Source organism: Ignavibacteria bacterium (assembly GCA_013177855.1).
Taxonomy (GTDB): Bacteria; Bacteroidota; Ignavibacteria; order Ch128b; family Ch128b; genus Ch128b.
This window is the reverse complement of the sequence record JABLYA010000001.1, coordinates 2552203-2567761: the sequence shown is the minus strand read 5'-3', so window position 1 is coordinate 2567761 and position 15559 is coordinate 2552203. Positions and strand designations below refer to the sequence as shown.

General features: G+C 33.7%; 13 protein-coding genes and 1 CRISPR repeat array. Of the genes, 7 read left to right on the top strand and 6 right to left on the bottom strand.

Annotated features, from left to right (window positions below; translation table 11 throughout):
* The first annotated feature begins 8 nt into the window (after positions 1 to 8).
* Genes floA through HPY57_10720 form a run of 6 tightly spaced genes read left to right on the top strand, consistent with a single transcriptional unit; the run spans position 9 to position 7101 of the window.
* Positions 9 to 992 carry a flotillin-like protein FloA gene (floA, locus tag HPY57_10745; GenBank protein NPV12257.1) on the top strand — a complete coding sequence of 328 codons (984 nt, stop codon included), beginning with the start codon at positions 9 to 11 and terminating at the stop codon, positions 990 to 992.
* 24 nt (positions 993 to 1016) lie between these two features.
* Positions 1017 to 1610, top strand: coding sequence for a hypothetical protein (locus HPY57_10740; protein ID NPV12256.1), 594 nt, complete (start codon positions 1017 to 1019; stop codon positions 1608 to 1610).
* Positions 1589 to 3592 carry an ATP-dependent helicase gene (locus tag HPY57_10735; GenBank protein ID NPV12255.1) on the top strand — a complete coding sequence of 668 codons (2004 nt, stop codon included), beginning with the start codon at positions 1589 to 1591 and terminating at the stop codon, positions 3590 to 3592. The genes HPY57_10740 and HPY57_10735 overlap by 22 nt, the downstream gene beginning before the upstream one ends.
* Positions 3582 to 5210, top strand: coding sequence for a hypothetical protein (locus HPY57_10730; GenBank protein ID NPV12254.1), 1629 nt, complete (start codon positions 3582 to 3584; stop codon positions 5208 to 5210). The genes HPY57_10735 and HPY57_10730 overlap by 11 nt, the downstream gene beginning before the upstream one ends.
* Positions 5211 to 6293 (top strand): glycosyltransferase, encoded by a 1083-nt coding sequence (locus HPY57_10725; protein ID NPV12253.1) that lies wholly within the window; start codon positions 5211 to 5213, stop codon positions 6291 to 6293. It begins immediately after the preceding gene.
* A complete protein-coding gene (locus HPY57_10720) occupies positions 6277 to 7101 on the top strand; it encodes a class I SAM-dependent methyltransferase (protein NPV12252.1) in 825 nt (274 codons plus the stop codon). Before HPY57_10725 ends, HPY57_10720 begins: the two co-directional genes overlap by 17 nt.
* A gap of 212 nt (positions 7102 to 7313) precedes the next feature.
* Here the strand turns inward: HPY57_10720 and HPY57_10715 are convergent, their stop codons facing one another.
* Positions 7314 to 7595 (bottom strand): hypothetical protein, encoded by a 282-nt coding sequence (locus HPY57_10715; protein ID NPV12251.1) that lies wholly within the window; start codon positions 7593 to 7595, stop codon positions 7314 to 7316.
* Between the two features lie 608 nt (positions 7596 to 8203).
* Between HPY57_10715 and HPY57_10710 the strand changes: the two genes are divergently transcribed.
* Complete coding sequence (locus HPY57_10710) at positions 8204 to 8389, top strand: hypothetical protein (protein NPV12250.1); 186 nt, start codon at positions 8204 to 8206, stop codon at positions 8387 to 8389.
* Between the two features lie 204 nt (positions 8390 to 8593).
* Positions 8594 to 9359: a CRISPR direct-repeat array (repeat unit 29 nt; unit sequence TCTCAATTCCACTATGGTTCGATTACAAC).
* 304 nt (positions 9360 to 9663) lie between these two features.
* On the opposite strand, the gene HPY57_10705 is transcribed toward HPY57_10710, so the two are convergent.
* Genes HPY57_10705 through HPY57_10685 form a run of 5 tightly spaced genes read right to left on the bottom strand, consistent with a single transcriptional unit; the run spans position 9664 to position 15535 of the window.
* Positions 9664 to 10911, bottom strand: coding sequence for an FtsX-like permease family protein (locus HPY57_10705; protein NPV12249.1), 1248 nt, complete (start codon positions 10909 to 10911; stop codon positions 9664 to 9666).
* A 2-nt stretch (positions 10912 to 10913) separates the two neighbouring features.
* Positions 10914 to 12137, bottom strand: coding sequence for an FtsX-like permease family protein (locus HPY57_10700; GenBank protein ID NPV12248.1), 1224 nt, complete (start codon positions 12135 to 12137; stop codon positions 10914 to 10916).
* A 7-nt stretch (positions 12138 to 12144) separates the two neighbouring features.
* Entirely contained in the window at positions 12145 to 12861 is a 717-nt protein-coding gene (locus HPY57_10695) for an ABC transporter ATP-binding protein (GenBank protein NPV12247.1), read from the bottom strand.
* Between the two features lie 12 nt (positions 12862 to 12873).
* Positions 12874 to 14163, bottom strand: a complete 1290-nt coding sequence (locus HPY57_10690; protein ID NPV12246.1) for an efflux RND transporter periplasmic adaptor subunit — start codon at positions 14161 to 14163, stop codon at positions 12874 to 12876.
* Positions 14164 to 14185: 22 nt separating this feature from the next.
* A complete protein-coding gene (locus tag HPY57_10685; protein NPV12245.1) occupies positions 14186 to 15535 on the bottom strand; it encodes a TolC family protein in 1350 nt (449 codons plus the stop codon).
* Between the last annotated feature and the right edge of the window lie 24 nt (positions 15536 to 15559).

Sequence of the window (15559 nt, the reverse complement as noted above, 5' to 3'; positions counted from 1 at the left end):
AGGTAGAAATGGAAGCACTAACTGGTTTAGCTGTTTTAATAATTTTCGCAATTATATTATTCCTGATAATTTTCCTCTACTTCATTCCAGTCGGGCTTTGGATAACTGCATACTTTGCGGGAGTTAAGTTAAAAATATTTTCTGATCTGGTCGGAATGCGATTAAGAAAAGTTCCACCGCATATTATCGTTAAAAGTTTAATCACTGCAACCAAAGCAGGTATTAAAGTCGAAACTGGTAAATTAGAAGCCCACTATCTTGCCGGCGGTAATGTTGAGAAAGTTGTTAATGCATTAATCTCAGCAGATAAAGCAAACATTCCATTAACATTTGAACGGGCAACTGCAATTGATCTTGCAGGTCGTGATGTTTTGGAAGCAGTGAAGATGAGCGTTAATCCAAAAGTAATTGAAACTCCCGCAATTGCCGCAGTTGCTAAAGATGGAATTCAGGTAAGAGCGATTGCAAAAGTTACTGTCAGAGCAAACATTGATCGACTCGTTGGTGGTGCTGGTGAAACCACAATAATTGCAAGAGTTGGGGAAGGAATCGTCACAACAATTGGTTCTGCCAATTCTCACAAAGAAGTTCTCGAAAATCCTGATAGAATTTCAAAAACTGTTTTGGAAAAAGGACTTGATGCAGGAACTGCTTTCGAAATCCTTTCAATTGACATTGCCGATGTTGATGTTGGCGAAAACATTGGAGCAAAACTTCAAACAGATCAAGCTGAAGCTGATTTGAAAATTGCAAGAGCAAAAGCTGAAGAAAGAAGAGCCGCAGCGGTTGCAACTGAACAAGAAATGAAAGCTGAAGTTCAAAGAATGAAAGCCAAAGTAATTGAAGCTGAGGCTGAAATTCCAAAAGCAATTGCACAGGCTCTTAGAGAAGGTAAGCTCGGTGTCCTTGATTATTACACTCTCAGAAACATCCAGGCAGATACTGAAATGCGTGAATCAATCTCTAAAGGCGTTGAAAAGAAAAAAGAATAATTAAATCGCAAGCAAGGAATTTGAATGGAAAATTTATTTGACCTGCTTATAATTTTGTTTATTATTTATGCATTTCTTTCGCCAATTTTAAAGAAAAGGACTCCACCTGTTCAGAAGAAACCAGAAACATCTGAACCAGAGACATTGCCTACATCCGAAAAAGAAAAATCTTCTCAGGATATTTTGAGAGAGATTGAAGAATTATTTGGTTATAAAACAGAAGAGCCCGAACCTTTTCCAGAAATAGAAGACGAAGAATTTAGTCAAATAACTTTCGAGCCTGAAACAATTGAAAAAAAATCACAACCTAAATTTGAAGATGAGATAGCATCAACACAACCGAAGCAAACCTTAGAGGAAAAAATTCATCAAGATTTTCAAATTGAAGCTTATGATTATGAGTCTACAATACCAGATACCGATATAGATGAATTTGATTACTCAAAACTTGATACATATGAATTCGAACATGAAGATAAAACATTAGAAGAGAAGAAATTTTCGCTCCAATTAAGCGAGATAGATGATTTTAAGAAGGCAGTTATCTACAAAGAAATTTTTGATACACCAATTGCTTTAAGGATGAGAAAGATTAAATGGCAAAGAAATATATACTAAAAAGAGTTTCGACTGATACAGAACCATTAGTCAAAAGACCTGAGGAAGTAAATTATAAAATTGATTACAAAAACATTTTAAATCCAGCACAATATGAAGCCGTAATTACAACTGAAGGTCCTGTACTTGTAATTGCTGGTGCTGGAACTGGTAAAACACAAACTTTAGTTTATCGTGTTGCTCGACTGGTTGAATCTGGCGTCAATCCACAATCAATTTTACTTCTCACCTTTACTCGAAAAGCAGCACAGGAAATGCTGCGTCGTGCGGCTTCGTTGATTGATTCGAGATGTGAAAAAGTTTCTGGCGGCACTTTCCACTCTTTTGCAAATATGATACTAAGAAAATTTGCTGAGAAGATTGGTTATCCGAGCAACTTCACAATTTTGGACCAATCTGATGCGGAAGATGTAATCAATTTAATTAGAACAAATCTCGGTTTTGATAAACAACGAAAACGATTTCCAAAAAAACAAACTCTCTACGACATAATCAGCCTTGCAATAAACAAACAAACTACAATCGAACATATTCTTTCAACTCAATATCCACAGTTCATTGAATTTTTAGACGATATAAAACTACTCAAAGAAGAATACGAGAAATTTAAAAAGAAAAATGCTCTGCTCGATTATGATGATTTACTTTTGAAATTAAAAGAACTGCTTGAAAAGGATGAGGACTTTCGAAGATACATTCATAAAAACTACAAGTACATAATGGTTGATGAATATCAAGACACAAATAAATTACAAGCTGAAATTGTAAAGCTTCTTGGCGGTACTTCACGAAATATTATGGTTGTTGGAGATGACTCTCAGAGCATTTATTCTTTTCGCGGTGCAAACTTCAAAAATATAATTGATTTCCCGAAAGATTTTCCTGATGCAAGGATCATTACGATTGAAGAAAATTACAGAAGTACTCAAGCTATTTTGAATTTCACAAATCAGATTATTGCGTCAATGATTGAAAAATATCCGAAACGGCTTTATACAAGAAATGAATTCGGCGAATTGCCTTCAATCATTGCGGCACAAAACACAACTCTCGAATCAAAATTTGTTGTTGATAAAATTCTAGAATTGAGAGAAGAAGGAATTTCGTTAATGGATATAGCTGTGCTTTTTCGCTCAGGTTATATCTCTTACGATCTTGAAATCGAACTTAACAAAGCTGGAATTCCCTATAGAAAATTTGGCGGAATAAAATTTATTGAAACTGCTCACATCAAAGATTTAATCAGCTTCCTTCGAATACTGAATAATCCAATCGATAAAATCAGCTGGTTTAGAATACTTCAGCTTTTATCAGGCATTGGACCTAAAAAAGCTCGTGCCTTAACAGATGAAATTGAAGAAGCTGTTAATAATCATAAATTTAGTTTTAATTCATTCCTCAAAGATAAATCGTTACCCGATAGTGTTTTCAAATTATTTAGCGTACTGAACGAAGCAAGCGGAAAATCTCTATCTCCTTCGGAAAGATTAAACATTATTCTCCCCTTTTACGAACCAATACTAAGAGAAAAATACGATGACTTCCAGAAGAGATTAAAAGATTTAGAAATTTTCCAGGCAATCGCAGATAGATATCGTTCGCTTAATTCATTCCTTGATGATCTTGCACTTGAACCGCCAACTCAAAGTGTTTATGATATTGAAAGTCCCGGTAGTGAAGATGAATTTCTAACTCTCAGCACAATTCATTCAGCAAAAGGTCTTGAATGGCATTCGGTTTTTGTGATTGGAGTTGTTGAAGGTTTCTTTCCAAACACCCGAGCATCTGAATCTTTCGAGGATATAGAAGAAGAAAGAAGACTATTGTATGTAGCTTGCACAAGAGCAAAAAGAAATTTATTTATTTCATATCCTCTCGTTATGTTTTCAAGAATCGATGGAGTAACTTACTCCAAAAAATCTCGTTTCATTGCACCAATTGATCAAGAATATTATGAGGAATGGGTAATAAATGAAGAATAAAATTTTAATAATTGTTTCTTCCAGTTTAGTCTTAATAAATCTTTTAGGTTGTCCAGGAGCTAAAAGAGATGAGCTCGAATTTTATCGAGGACAAGTTGATTCTCTCAGAAATGTTATTTCAAATTTTGTTATTGAATACAATCAACTTAAATATGAGAGCTATGTTCAAAACCAACCGTTTCTAATCTCAAATCTTTATAAAAAATATGATAAGACTTTCAGCCAGAACGATATTGATTTGATAAACAATCTTCTAAAACTTGAACAAAGGCCAGAAAGAATTGAGAGGTTAGAACGATTAAAAGTTTTCATTTATGAAAAGATTGTCGAAAAAGAGACTGCACAATTGCAAGATCAAATCGAAAGACTTAAAAACGAAATTACATTCTCAACCCGCAAGGGAAAATTTAAACTCGATGACTTAAAAGAATATCTCACAAATGAATCAAATCCAAGACTGAGAAAAAGTGTTTATAATTCTAATCTCAACAGTTTAGAAAATCTGCAAAAGCTTCAAATACAATTACTGGAAAAAAGGAAAAAAATTATCCTCGACTCTCTAAACTTTGGTTCGTATCTCCAATTTGCCTCAATGATCCGTCAGGAAGATCTCTCTAAATTTTATTCAACCGTAAATGACTTCATTTCTTCAACAAATGATTTTTACTTTCAACAACTTTATGAATTACTTAGAATTCAAAGGTATTCACAGGACTATTTTAATAGTTCAGATATCTATTCTCTAACTAAAGATCCACGATATGAAAGATATTTTAAATCAGACAGTTTGCAAAACATTTTTCTTAGAACATTCTATCAAATCGGATTTAAGATTGATAGCCTGCCAAATTTGCAAATAGCTTTTGAACAAAGAGACAAACGAAAAGCAAAATTAATCTTACCTGTAAAAACTCGAGGTTTTACTATTAGAATTCCGGAACAAAGTAATCTAATTTTAGATTTAGCGAATGGATGTGAAAGCTATTATAAAGCTTTTAGTGAATGTGGGAAGCTCTTACCTGAACTATTTACAAAAAATGAATTCTTTGAAATTAAATATTTTGGTGGAGATGTAATTCCTCTTACATTTTCCAACCTCTTTGGAAACCTGCTGGATGAAGAAAAATTTCTTGAAGATAATCTATTCAATTCTTCAAGAGTGATTTCAAATTTCTTAAAGCAAAGATCGTTTAATAAACTTTTCAATGTGCGAAAATTATGTGCCGATTTTATTGTTGAGTATTTGATGATAGATTCATCACAAACAAATCCGGATAGTCTGATTCAAATTTATAATTCTATTCTTGGATTCAATTTGCTGCCAGGTGACAAAGCTCGATTGTTTTTATCATTAAATGACTATTTCGCAGAGGTAGAACAGTTAAATGCAATTTTTACCGAGGCAATGATGAAAACGAGAATTCGTGAAAAATTTGGAAATGTTTGGTTCAAAAATTCTGATTTGAGGACTTATCTAATGAACTTCTTTACAAAAAACAGAGAGTTATCTAAAGATAAATTCCTCGTTGAAATTGGTTATTACAATCTGGATCCAAGATTTTTCTTTAACGAAGTAATATCACTGAAAGAAAAATCTAAAATTTTGAGGCAGAGATAATTGCTTTCAATAATCTCGATTTTAATCGTTTACATTACAACTCTGAATGTAATTATTTTAATTGCCCTATTTATCAAAAGAAAAAATCGGGTATCTGTTTCTAAGAAAGAAAATTTTATAAGTGTGATTGTGGCTTTTAGAAATGAGAGTTTTAATCTCGAAACTCTCATAAGTTCTCTTTCAAACCAAAATTATCCAGTCGATAAATTTGAAGTAATCCTTGTTGATGATTTCTCTGAAGATGATTCGTTCAAGCTTGCTCAAAATTTGATTTCAGATAAACCAAACTTTAGATTAATTAAGAATGCCTTCAATCCTGGAAAGAAGAATGCACTCAAGACCGGAATAGCCAATGCTCGAGGTGAAATTCTTTTATTCACTGATGCTGACTGCATTCCAAAACAGAACTGGATTAAATCAATTAATGATGAATTTGATGAAAATATAGACTTAGTTTATGGCTACTCCCCTTTTGTGGCTGAAAAATCTCTCGTTAATTATTTAGCTCGATATGAAAATTTATTCACCTCAATATTGATGACTGCATTCCACAACGCTGGTTATCCTTATATGTCATATGGAAGAAATTTAAGTTATAGGAAATCTTTATTTGAAAAACTTGGTGGATTTGAGAAAATTCAAAAATCGCTCAGCGGTGATGATGATTTGTTTCTTCAGCTCACATTGAAACACAATGCAAATGTAAAGTTAATCGAAAATGCTGATTCAATTGTTTTCACTAAGTGTGCGAGAAACTTTAAAAGTTATATAAGACAAAAAAGCCGTCACATTTCTGCAAGTAAATTTTATCCGATCGAACTTAAAATTATTCTTGCTCTTATTTATGGAGGGAATATCTCTCTTAATATTTTTTTAGTAATTGCAATGATTACTCTCGATCCATTCTTATTGAGTTTTATTTTTTTCAACTGGGTCATAAAAGTTCTTTCAATTAATAGAATCAGTTCAATCATAAAAGTTGATTATCCATTTTACATCATACCTTTCGCAGAATTTTTGTATAGTTTAATTTTAATTTTCAGTGGAGTTCGTTCGAGGTTGAGAATTGTCAACTGGAAATAAACCGCATTATTTAGATCACGATCACCCAAATTATCTAAGATGGCAGCGAAGCAGAGAAATTTCTTTCGAGCGTGGAAAGTTCGTTAAAAGCATTATTTCAAAATACAAACAAACTTCAAACATAAAAGTCCTTGATATCGGTTCTGGTTTCGGAGGAACAATCCAAAATTTTCTTGACGAGAAAAACGAAATCTTTTCTGTTGAGATTGATGAATTTAAACTTTCAAATCAGGTTGAGCATAAATCAATCAAGAAATTTAATTGTAACGCTTTCGATCTTCCTTTTAATGATAAATTTGATGTCATAATTCTTCAGGATTTCATTGAACACATTGAAAATCCCGAACAATTTCTGAGATATATTAAAAATTATCTTAAGAACGATGGAATAATCTATTTAAGCACACCGAATAAATTCTCGTTGGTAAATATTTTATCTGATCCACATTGGGGCTTTCCTTTCGTATCGGTTCTGCCTCGAAAATTGATTAAGAAGATATTTATTCCTTTGTTCAGGGAAAATGAAAAATATAGAAAGGATATTGCTGAACTTTTATCATTAAGAAGATTAGAAAAGATTTTCTTTAAAACTGGTTTTGTTTATCAAATACATACAAAAGAAGCTGTTCAAACTTTACTAAATAATCCGGGGCAAATAATCTGGTCGGATTTTCATCTTTCTTTATTAAAAATCTTAAAGATGCTTAAGCTTGATAAGATTTTACTTCGAATTGCGAACAATCAATCTGGATTTGTAAATAAATTTCTCACTCCTACATTCTACTTCACACTAAAGAAAGCCCATTGATTTCAAAAGTTAATCGATCTTAGAAAAGTTCTTAGAAGAAATTATAATTTGAGATTAAATTAATCATTAACCTTAAATCATAAACTCGATATGATTTGCTGAAGTTGCTGCTATGGAGATTTAGAGACTTCACTAAATTGAAAAGGACTTATTCTCTATAAAAAATTTTAATAAACTTCAGGAGAGATTAATCACACCTACAAAAGAAATTGTCATTTAATTTTATCAAACAAACCCTCGCTGCCTGCAATTAGAAATAACTTAAACCACAATTCATCATCTTCAATGTATAACAATTGATCTGGAGTAAGCTGACTATCGCTAACATTACTTTGAGCTAATTCTTCAATATATCTTTCACCTAACGCTTCATAAACGACAAATTTTCGATTGTCCATCTCTATTGTTGCAAGATGATGATACTTAACTCCATTCCATTCATAAAAACGATTTTCATTTAAATAATTGTCAACTCGATATTTTAAGTTTTCCATAATTACAATCACACTCGAATTTGTTAAAGATAAAAAGTCTCAATTAATCGTCAGGATTAATTAATATTTTCTGGATATCATTTGACTAAAACAGAAAAATTGAAGGTTGATTTAATCAATTCAACAATTGTCCCAATTTCAATTAAGTTCAATCATTCATTGATTATTTAATTTCAAAAGTCAAAATAAGTTTTAAACTTTTGGGGATTTAATTCGCACCTAACTCTTAAAATAAATCAAATTCCAAAGCCAGATGTTTATAAGTCTAAATTCCAATCAAGTTCCTCGTGCGATTTGGAAATCTAAATAAATAAGCAAAAACTAATCTTGATTTGTCGGGACAAATTCGAAGCTGGAAGTTTCGGCTACATTTGTCTCAATTCCACTCGAGTTCCGCTAACGATTCAAAAATTTCAATCAATCAGCGGAACGAGATCCCGACCTGTCGGGATATGTTTCGATTATGCTTCGTCAAGCTCAGCATAAACTCGATCATCTTTCTAACCCATCTCAATCATTTAAATAAATGCAAAATTAAAACTTGTTCTCAATTCCACTCGAGTTCCACGTGCAATTAGAAAATTTCAATCAATCAGTGAGAACTAATCTTGATTTGTCGGGACAAATTCGAAGCTGGAAGCTTCGACTACGGTTGGCTCAATTCCACTCGAGTTCCGCTAACGATTAAAAAATTTAATCAATCAGCGGAACGAGAACCCGACTTGTCGGGATATGGTTCGATTATGCTTCGCCAAGCTCAGAATAAACTCGATCATCTTTCTAACCCACCTTAATCATTTAACTAAATGCAAAATCAAAACTTGTTCTCAATTCCACTCGAGTTCCGCGTGCGATTAGGAAATTTCAATTAATCATCAAAAACTAATCTTGATTTGTTGGGATACATTCGAAGCTGGAAGCATCGACTACGGTTGTCTCAATTCCACTCGAGTTCCGCTAACGATTAAAAAATTTAATCAATCAGCGGAACGAGATCCCGACTTGTCGGGATATGGTTCGATTACAACTGCAGCAGAATTAACTGGAAACGACATATTGACCATGTCTCAATTCCACTATGGTTCGATTACAACTCCTTTTCGAAGATGCGGTCATTAGGTCATTTAAAGTCTCAATTCCACTATGGTTCGATTACAACTGAGGACAACATCTCGTGCGACGGAGATACAAAAGTGTCTCAATTCCACTATGGTTCGATTACAACTCTTTTGATTTACTTGACTGACACTTTCAATTATATATAGTCTCAATTCCACTATGGTTCGATTACAACACGTTTTTATTCCCTTTTTCTACCAATATCTCATTGATTAGTCTCAATTCCACTATGGTTCGATTACAACACTTACTAATTTACTTACAGACTTAAAAGAAAAACTGTCTCAATTCCACTATGGTTCGATTACAACGCAACCATCTAAGCCAAATATTATTACTAAGCTGCTCTCAATTCCACTATGGTTCGATTACAACGCAACCATCTAAGCCAAATATTATTACTAAGCTGCGTCTCAATTCCACTATGGTTCGATTACAACGTATCATGTAAATTTAACAGATAGAACAGTAGTAACTGTCTCAATTCCACTATGGTTCGATTACAACCTACACAACAAGCGGTAAAATTCTTAGCGAAAAATCTCGAATGTCTCAATTCCACTATGGTTCGATTACAACGTAGCACTAACAAACAGTACGATAATAAAATAGTTGGTCTCAATTCCACTATGGTTCGATTACAACAGGTTTATTTTCTGCAATTATAATTTATTTTTGCAGAAATGTCAAGCATTTTTTCTCCGAACCTCATTTTCTTTAAAAACCCTAGGGGGTTCGGGAAAGAAATTTCTGGAAAAAATTAAAAAAATCGCAACTTTGCTCTCTTCACTCATCAATTGTCTAATTATTTACACGGGGGTTCGGGAAAATGCTGTCAGATTTTGCTTACATCAAGCATACTTATTCAAAATTTTCTACACTTCATCTAAAGAGTTTTGAATTTAAATTCTGAAATATCTGCTTCAATAATTTGAGTCTCGAGATTATTTTATTCATATCTTAAGGCTTCAATAGGATCTAAGTTTGCAGCTTTATAAGCAGGATAAGTTCCAAAGATTATTCCTACTAAGACACACAGAAATATTCCAATGCTTATCCAAAGAACCGGAATTGTAAATGTGCCCCCGATAAATGATGCAGCAATATTACCTGCTGTAATTCCTAATATAATTCCGATTAAACCACCAACAAGGCATAGTATAATTGCTTCGACCAAAAATTGTAATAAAATATCTTTCTTAGTTGCGCCAACGGATTTTCTTATTCCGATTTCTTTTGTTCTTTCAGTTACCGATACAAGCATGATATTCATTATTCCAATACCAGCAGCAATTAATGCAATGGCGGCAACAGCAAAAACTCCTATTTTAACTCCTCGCGTTACTTCATTAACCTGTCCTATAAGAGATTCATTTGAAAAAATTTCGAAGTCGTTTTCTTCACCGGGATTTAATTTTCTTACAACTCTGAAGTATCCAATTGCTTTATCAATTGTTTCATCGTAAGTTTCTTTTGAAGAAGCCATCACGGTGATATTAAGGCTTCCGCCCCAGCTGAAAGGATCAATTGAACCAAAGTATTTATTAAATGTTGTAATCGGAATTAAAATGAAATTATCTCTGCTCTGTCCAAAAACACTACCCTGTTTTTCCAGTATACCGATTACTTCAAATTTTCTTCCGCTTATAGAAATTTCCTGACCAATCGGATCAATATTGGGATATAATTTATTTTGAATATCAATTCCAATAATTGCGACATCGGCAGAATAATTAATATCAAGAGAGTTTATAGCCCTTCCGCTTTGAACTACCCAATTATTTGTGAACATTGCTTCTGGTGTGATGCCGGCAACGGGAATATTTGGATTTGTTTCTCGATTAAGGAATCTGGCAGTTTGACCAAATTTCCATCTTTCAGCGGCAACATACTTTGCATCTTTCATTAATTCGGAGAAACGAACAAACTCTTCGTAAGTTATGTTTCTTCTTTTTGCATATTTAGCTCTTTCTTTTGGATCGCCGCTTCTAAATGCTGGCAGTTTTTGAATCTGAAATGTGTTTGTTCCGAGTTGACTTAATCCGCTTTCAATGCTCGACTGCATAATTGTTACAATGGTCATAATTGCAATAATTGAAAAGATACCAACGACAATTCCTAAAATTGTCAGAAATGCTCTTAGTTTGTTTGCTTTCAATGAATAAAAAGAATGTTTAATGATTTCTTTATAATCCATAATTACTCATACCTCAAAGATTCAACAGGATCTAATTTAGCGGCGGTGTATGCTGGAGCTAACCCAGAAATAATTCCAGTTACGAATGAAATAATTATTGCAAGAATTACTGCTGAGACCTGAACAGAAGTTGGAACAAATTGATTTACAACATAACTTAAAATTACAGCTAAGATTAACCCAATAATTCCTCCAATCATACTGATGATGGAAGCTTCCATTAAAAATTGGGTTAGAATAATTTTTCTCGTAGCTCCAATTGCTTTACGAATTCCAATTTCTCTGGTTCTTTCTTTTACTGAAACAAACATAATATTCATAATTCCAATTGCACCGACAAAGAGAGAAAGTCCTGTGATGAACAATCCCCCGATTTTAATTACTCCAACAGTTTGTTCATAAATTTGGGTTAGACCTTCCTGTTGATTAATTGAAAAGTTTGGCGGTTCGTAAGCTTTCAATCCTCTGACCTGCCTCATAACTTGTTCTGCTTCAATTTTGGTTTCTTCAAGGAGTTGAGAACTGGGAGCTCTTACAACGATGGTGATTGATCTCCAGTTTAGACCGAAGTGTTTGAATAAAGACTTAATGGGAATATAAACCTGTTTATCGGGATTGAAAGAGCCGAGTAAAGTGCTTCCTTGTTTATTCAAGACACCAACAACCTGATAAGAATAACCGCCAATTTTGATCGTCATACCAATTGGATCAAGATTAGGGAATAAATTTTCTGCTAACTCAAATCCTAAAACGGCAACATCTCTGCCGCTTTCGCTTTCCATTTCGGTAAAAAATCTGCCCGATTTAAAAGTGAAATTTGTTGTTGCAAGATATTCGCTTGTTGAGCCTGTGATAAAGATTGATTCCGCCGTTCGATCTCTAAATTTGATATTTCGAACAGTGATAGATTGAGGGGCTACAGCAGAAGGCAGTTTTACAAGCGATTTGAATTTCAGGAAGTCTTCGTAGGTGATATTAGGACGATTTCGCATTTTCCAGAATTCTTCATTGCTGAACCAGGCAAATTTATCTATGTAAAGTACATCGGAACCGAGCGAGCTTATTCCCTGCTGAAATGAATTATCAACACCTTTAATTGCAGTTGACATTAAAACAACGGAACAAACACCAATGACAATTCCCAGAGTGGTCAGAAAAGATCTCATTTTATTTGCGATTATTGCATTAAATGAAATCAAAAAACTTTCTTTAAGATAAGTGAACATACATCACCTAAAGATAAACTTTTCTATCATTTACAATTTCATCTGATTCAATTAAGCCGTCACGAATTCGGATAATTCTTTTTGCATGTTCAGCGATGTATTCTTCGTGAGTAACTAAAATGATTGTATTTCCTTTCTGGTGAAGCAATTCAAAGAGCTGCATAATTTCTTCGCCAGTTTTTGAGTCCAAATTACCGGTCGGTTCATCAGCTAAGATTATTGATGGATTATTGATCAAAGCACGAGCGATTGCGACTCTCTGTCTTTGTCCGCCGCTTAATTCGTTTGGTTTATGATGAATTCGATCACCAAGTCCGACATTTTCGAGAGCTGCTTTAGCCCTTTCTTTTCGTTCGTGAGCAGGCACATTGGCATAAATAAGAGGAAGTTCAACATTATGAAGTGCGTTTGATCTTGGAATTAAATTAAATGTTTGGAATACAAATCCAATTTCTTTGTTTCTAATTCTTGCAAGTTCATTATCATCCATATCGCTTACATTGATTCCATTGAAAAGATAAATGCCCGTAGTTGGAGTATCGAGACAACCAATTATGTTCATTAAAGTTGATTTACCAGAACCAGAAGGACCCATCACAGCAATGTATTCATTTTTCCTGACAGTTAAAGAAATTCCTCTTAATGCATGAACTTCTTCAAGACCGACGATGTAAGTCTTTGTGATGTTTTTCATTTCAATGATGATTGGATTTTTATCATCCATAAATTTTACCTGTTATTTAGAAGCTTTGGTTGATTTTTTATTTTCAACTCTAACCTTAGAGCCATCTTTTAATTCGCGGCTGATTGCACGGTAAGTTCCAGTTACAACCTCTTCACCGCCTTTCAATCCATCGATAATTTCAATATATGTATCGTCGCTGATTCCGGTTTTAACTTTCACAAATTTGGCTTTTCCATTTTCGATAATGAAGACACCTTCGAGTGCTTTTTTATCTACTTCTTCTTTTTTCTTTTCGATGGTTACCATTTCATCTTCAGATTTATTTTCTTGAGATGAAATTGCTTCGGCACCTCGAATTGTAACCGATTGAATTGGAACAGCCACAACATTTTCTCTGGTTTCGGTCATGATTTCTGCATTGCAGGACATTCCTGGTTTGAGTTCAACATCAGCGTTAAGAATTCGGATTTTAATTTCGAAGTTTACGACTTCTTCCTGAGTTCCGAGCCCTTTTGCTTTTGCTGTGTTTCCAATTTCATAAACTATTCCTTTAAAAACTTTTCCGGGGAAAGCATCAACTTTAACTCTGGCAGTATCTCCAATTGAGATTAAAACTACATCATTTTCATCCACATCAACTACTGCAACCATTTTAGAGAGATCAGCAATTGTCATCAAATTTGAGCCCTGAGTAAATCCAGTGCCTAAAACTCTTTCACCTACTTTCACATTTAATTGGCTGACAATTCCATCCATTGGAGAAGTGATTACAGTTTTCGCAAGATTTTCCGATGCTTCTTTAACAGCAGCTTCCATCTGTTGAACAGATGATTCAGCAGCGAGCACCTGAGCACGAGCAGTTTCGTATTGAGCTTTTATTGCTTCAAGTTCGGCTTCACTTGATAATCCTTTTCTAAATAACTCCTGAACTCGATTGTAATCTGATTCTATTTTTTGAAGTTGAATTTTTTGAATTGCGAGATTTGCTTTTGCCGATTGAAGATTTGCAACTGCCCTGTCTCTTTGAGCAATGTATTGATCTTGTTTAATTCTCAAAATCAAGTCTCCTTTTTTAACTTTCTGCCCTTCTTTAACAGGAAGGTAAACAATTTCACCTGAGACTTCTGGTGTAATTACAACTTTAAATTCGGGATCAATCTTTCCTGTTGCTGTAACGGTTTGCGTTATATTTTTTTTGCCAACTATCTCTGTTTGGACTACAACAATTTCTTCTTTCTTTGTTCCAAGAATTGCGAGAACAATGAAAACAACAACAAGCAAACCAATTACTGAAAGGATAACGACTTTTTTACGATTTTTCTTTTTGTTATTTGCCGGCATATTCATTTTAACTCCTAAAATTTTAGTACTTATATTCAAGTGTTCCGAGTAAATATTCCATTTGTTTTTTGATGATCAGATAATCAAATGCAGAACTGATTAATTCATTTTGAGCCTGAACATACTGAGAATTTGCGATAAGTAAATTCAAAAGAGTGGTTGCACCGAGATTGTATTTCTCTTCGTTAATTTTTTTGTTTTCCGATGCGGCAAGGACATTTTTATTGTTTACTTCCAGTTTTTTCTTTGAAGCATCTAAATCAAGAAGAGCCTTTCTAAGATTTACTTTTATTGATCTTTCCAATTCATCGAGTGAAAGTTGAGCATTTTTCAAATTTACTTCTGCAAATTGAACACGATTTGAAACTGTCCATCCATTAAAAATTGGGACACTCAAGTTCAATCCAGCCACATAAGTTCTCGATTTTCCCAGATCACTTAATCTGTTTGATCTTGTTGATGCAGATAAAGAGGCAGTTAATCTCGGGAAATGTCCGCCCCGTGCAATTGAAATTCCATAATCATTTGCTTCGACTTCAAGTTGTTTTGCCAGATAATCATATCTATTTTCAAGAGCACTTTTTACAAGTTCTGAAAATTGTAGATGAACACCTTCAAGCTTTTCGCTTTCAAGTTCTTTAATCAAATTTTGAATATCAAAATCCTGAACATCATAAGGTAATGAGACATCGAGACTTAAATAATAGAGCAAATCGTTTTTGGCAATTTCATAATTATTTTTTGCTTGAATTTGTAGAAGCTCTGCATTACCATAATTAACCTGTTGTTGATAAACATCGGCTAAAGTGACCTGACCGAGTCGATTTCTTTCTATGATTGTCTCAAGACTTTTCTTATTCCACTTTAAATTTTCTTCCTGCACATCTAAAAGTTTTTTTGCTTTTAGGACTGAAACATATTTGACAATAGTTTGAAAGACAACATCCTGTTTTAATCTCAGCAATTTATATTTGCTAGATTCATAGTTTGCTTTTGATTGACTGATGGAGTAAAAATTTGAAAGTCCATCGAATAAGGTTAAGCCTGAGCTCAAAGATGCAGAGTAAGAGCGTGATTCAGTTTTTGTGGGTGGAAGAGGAATTGTAATAGCGCCAAAAGTTACAACACCACCTTCGTCTTCAGATCTTGTCCAGTTCAATCCAGCATTTGCATTAAGTGAAGGAATTAAACTGCCATAAGAGAGTAAAACTTCTGATTTGCTGAGTTCGAGTGAATTTTCTGTTTGCTTAATCAAAACATTTTTTTGAAGCGCAATTTTAATTGCATCTTCAAGCGAAAGGGTTTGAGTAGTTTGAGCCAGCAAAGAATTAAAGAAAATAAGGATTGTAAAAATTATCAAATTAAATCTCATCAGTTCCTCACTAATTTGTTTGTC

Bases quoted from the DNA above. Each gene is read 5' to 3' on its own strand.
- HPY57_10690 (NPV12246.1), bottom strand. From the start codon at position 14,163: ATGCCGGCAAATAACAAAAAGAAAAATCGTAAAAAAGTCGTTATCCTT.
- floA (NPV12257.1), top strand. From the start codon at position 9: ATGGAAGCACTAACTGGTTTAGCTGTTTTAATAATTTTCGCAATTATA.
- HPY57_10700 (NPV12248.1), bottom strand. From the start codon at position 12,137: ATGTTCACTTATCTTAAAGAAAGTTTTTTGATTTCATTTAATGCAATA.
- HPY57_10730 (NPV12254.1), top strand. From the start codon at position 3,582: ATGAAGAATAAAATTTTAATAATTGTTTCTTCCAGTTTAGTCTTAATA.
- HPY57_10740 (NPV12256.1), top strand. From the start codon at position 1,017: ATGGAAAATTTATTTGACCTGCTTATAATTTTGTTTATTATTTATGCA.
- HPY57_10695 (NPV12247.1), bottom strand. From the start codon at position 12,861: ATGGATGATAAAAATCCAATCATCATTGAAATGAAAAACATCACAAAG.
- HPY57_10735 (NPV12255.1), top strand. From the start codon at position 1,589: ATGGCAAAGAAATATATACTAAAAAGAGTTTCGACTGATACAGAACCA.
- HPY57_10685 (NPV12245.1), bottom strand. From the start codon at position 15,535: ATGAGATTTAATTTGATAATTTTTACAATCCTTATTTTCTTTAATTCT.
- HPY57_10705 (NPV12249.1), bottom strand. From the start codon at position 10,911: ATGGATTATAAAGAAATCATTAAACATTCTTTTTATTCATTGAAAGCA.
- HPY57_10715 (NPV12251.1), bottom strand. From the start codon at position 7,595: ATGGAAAACTTAAAATATCGAGTTGACAATTATTTAAATGAAAATCGT.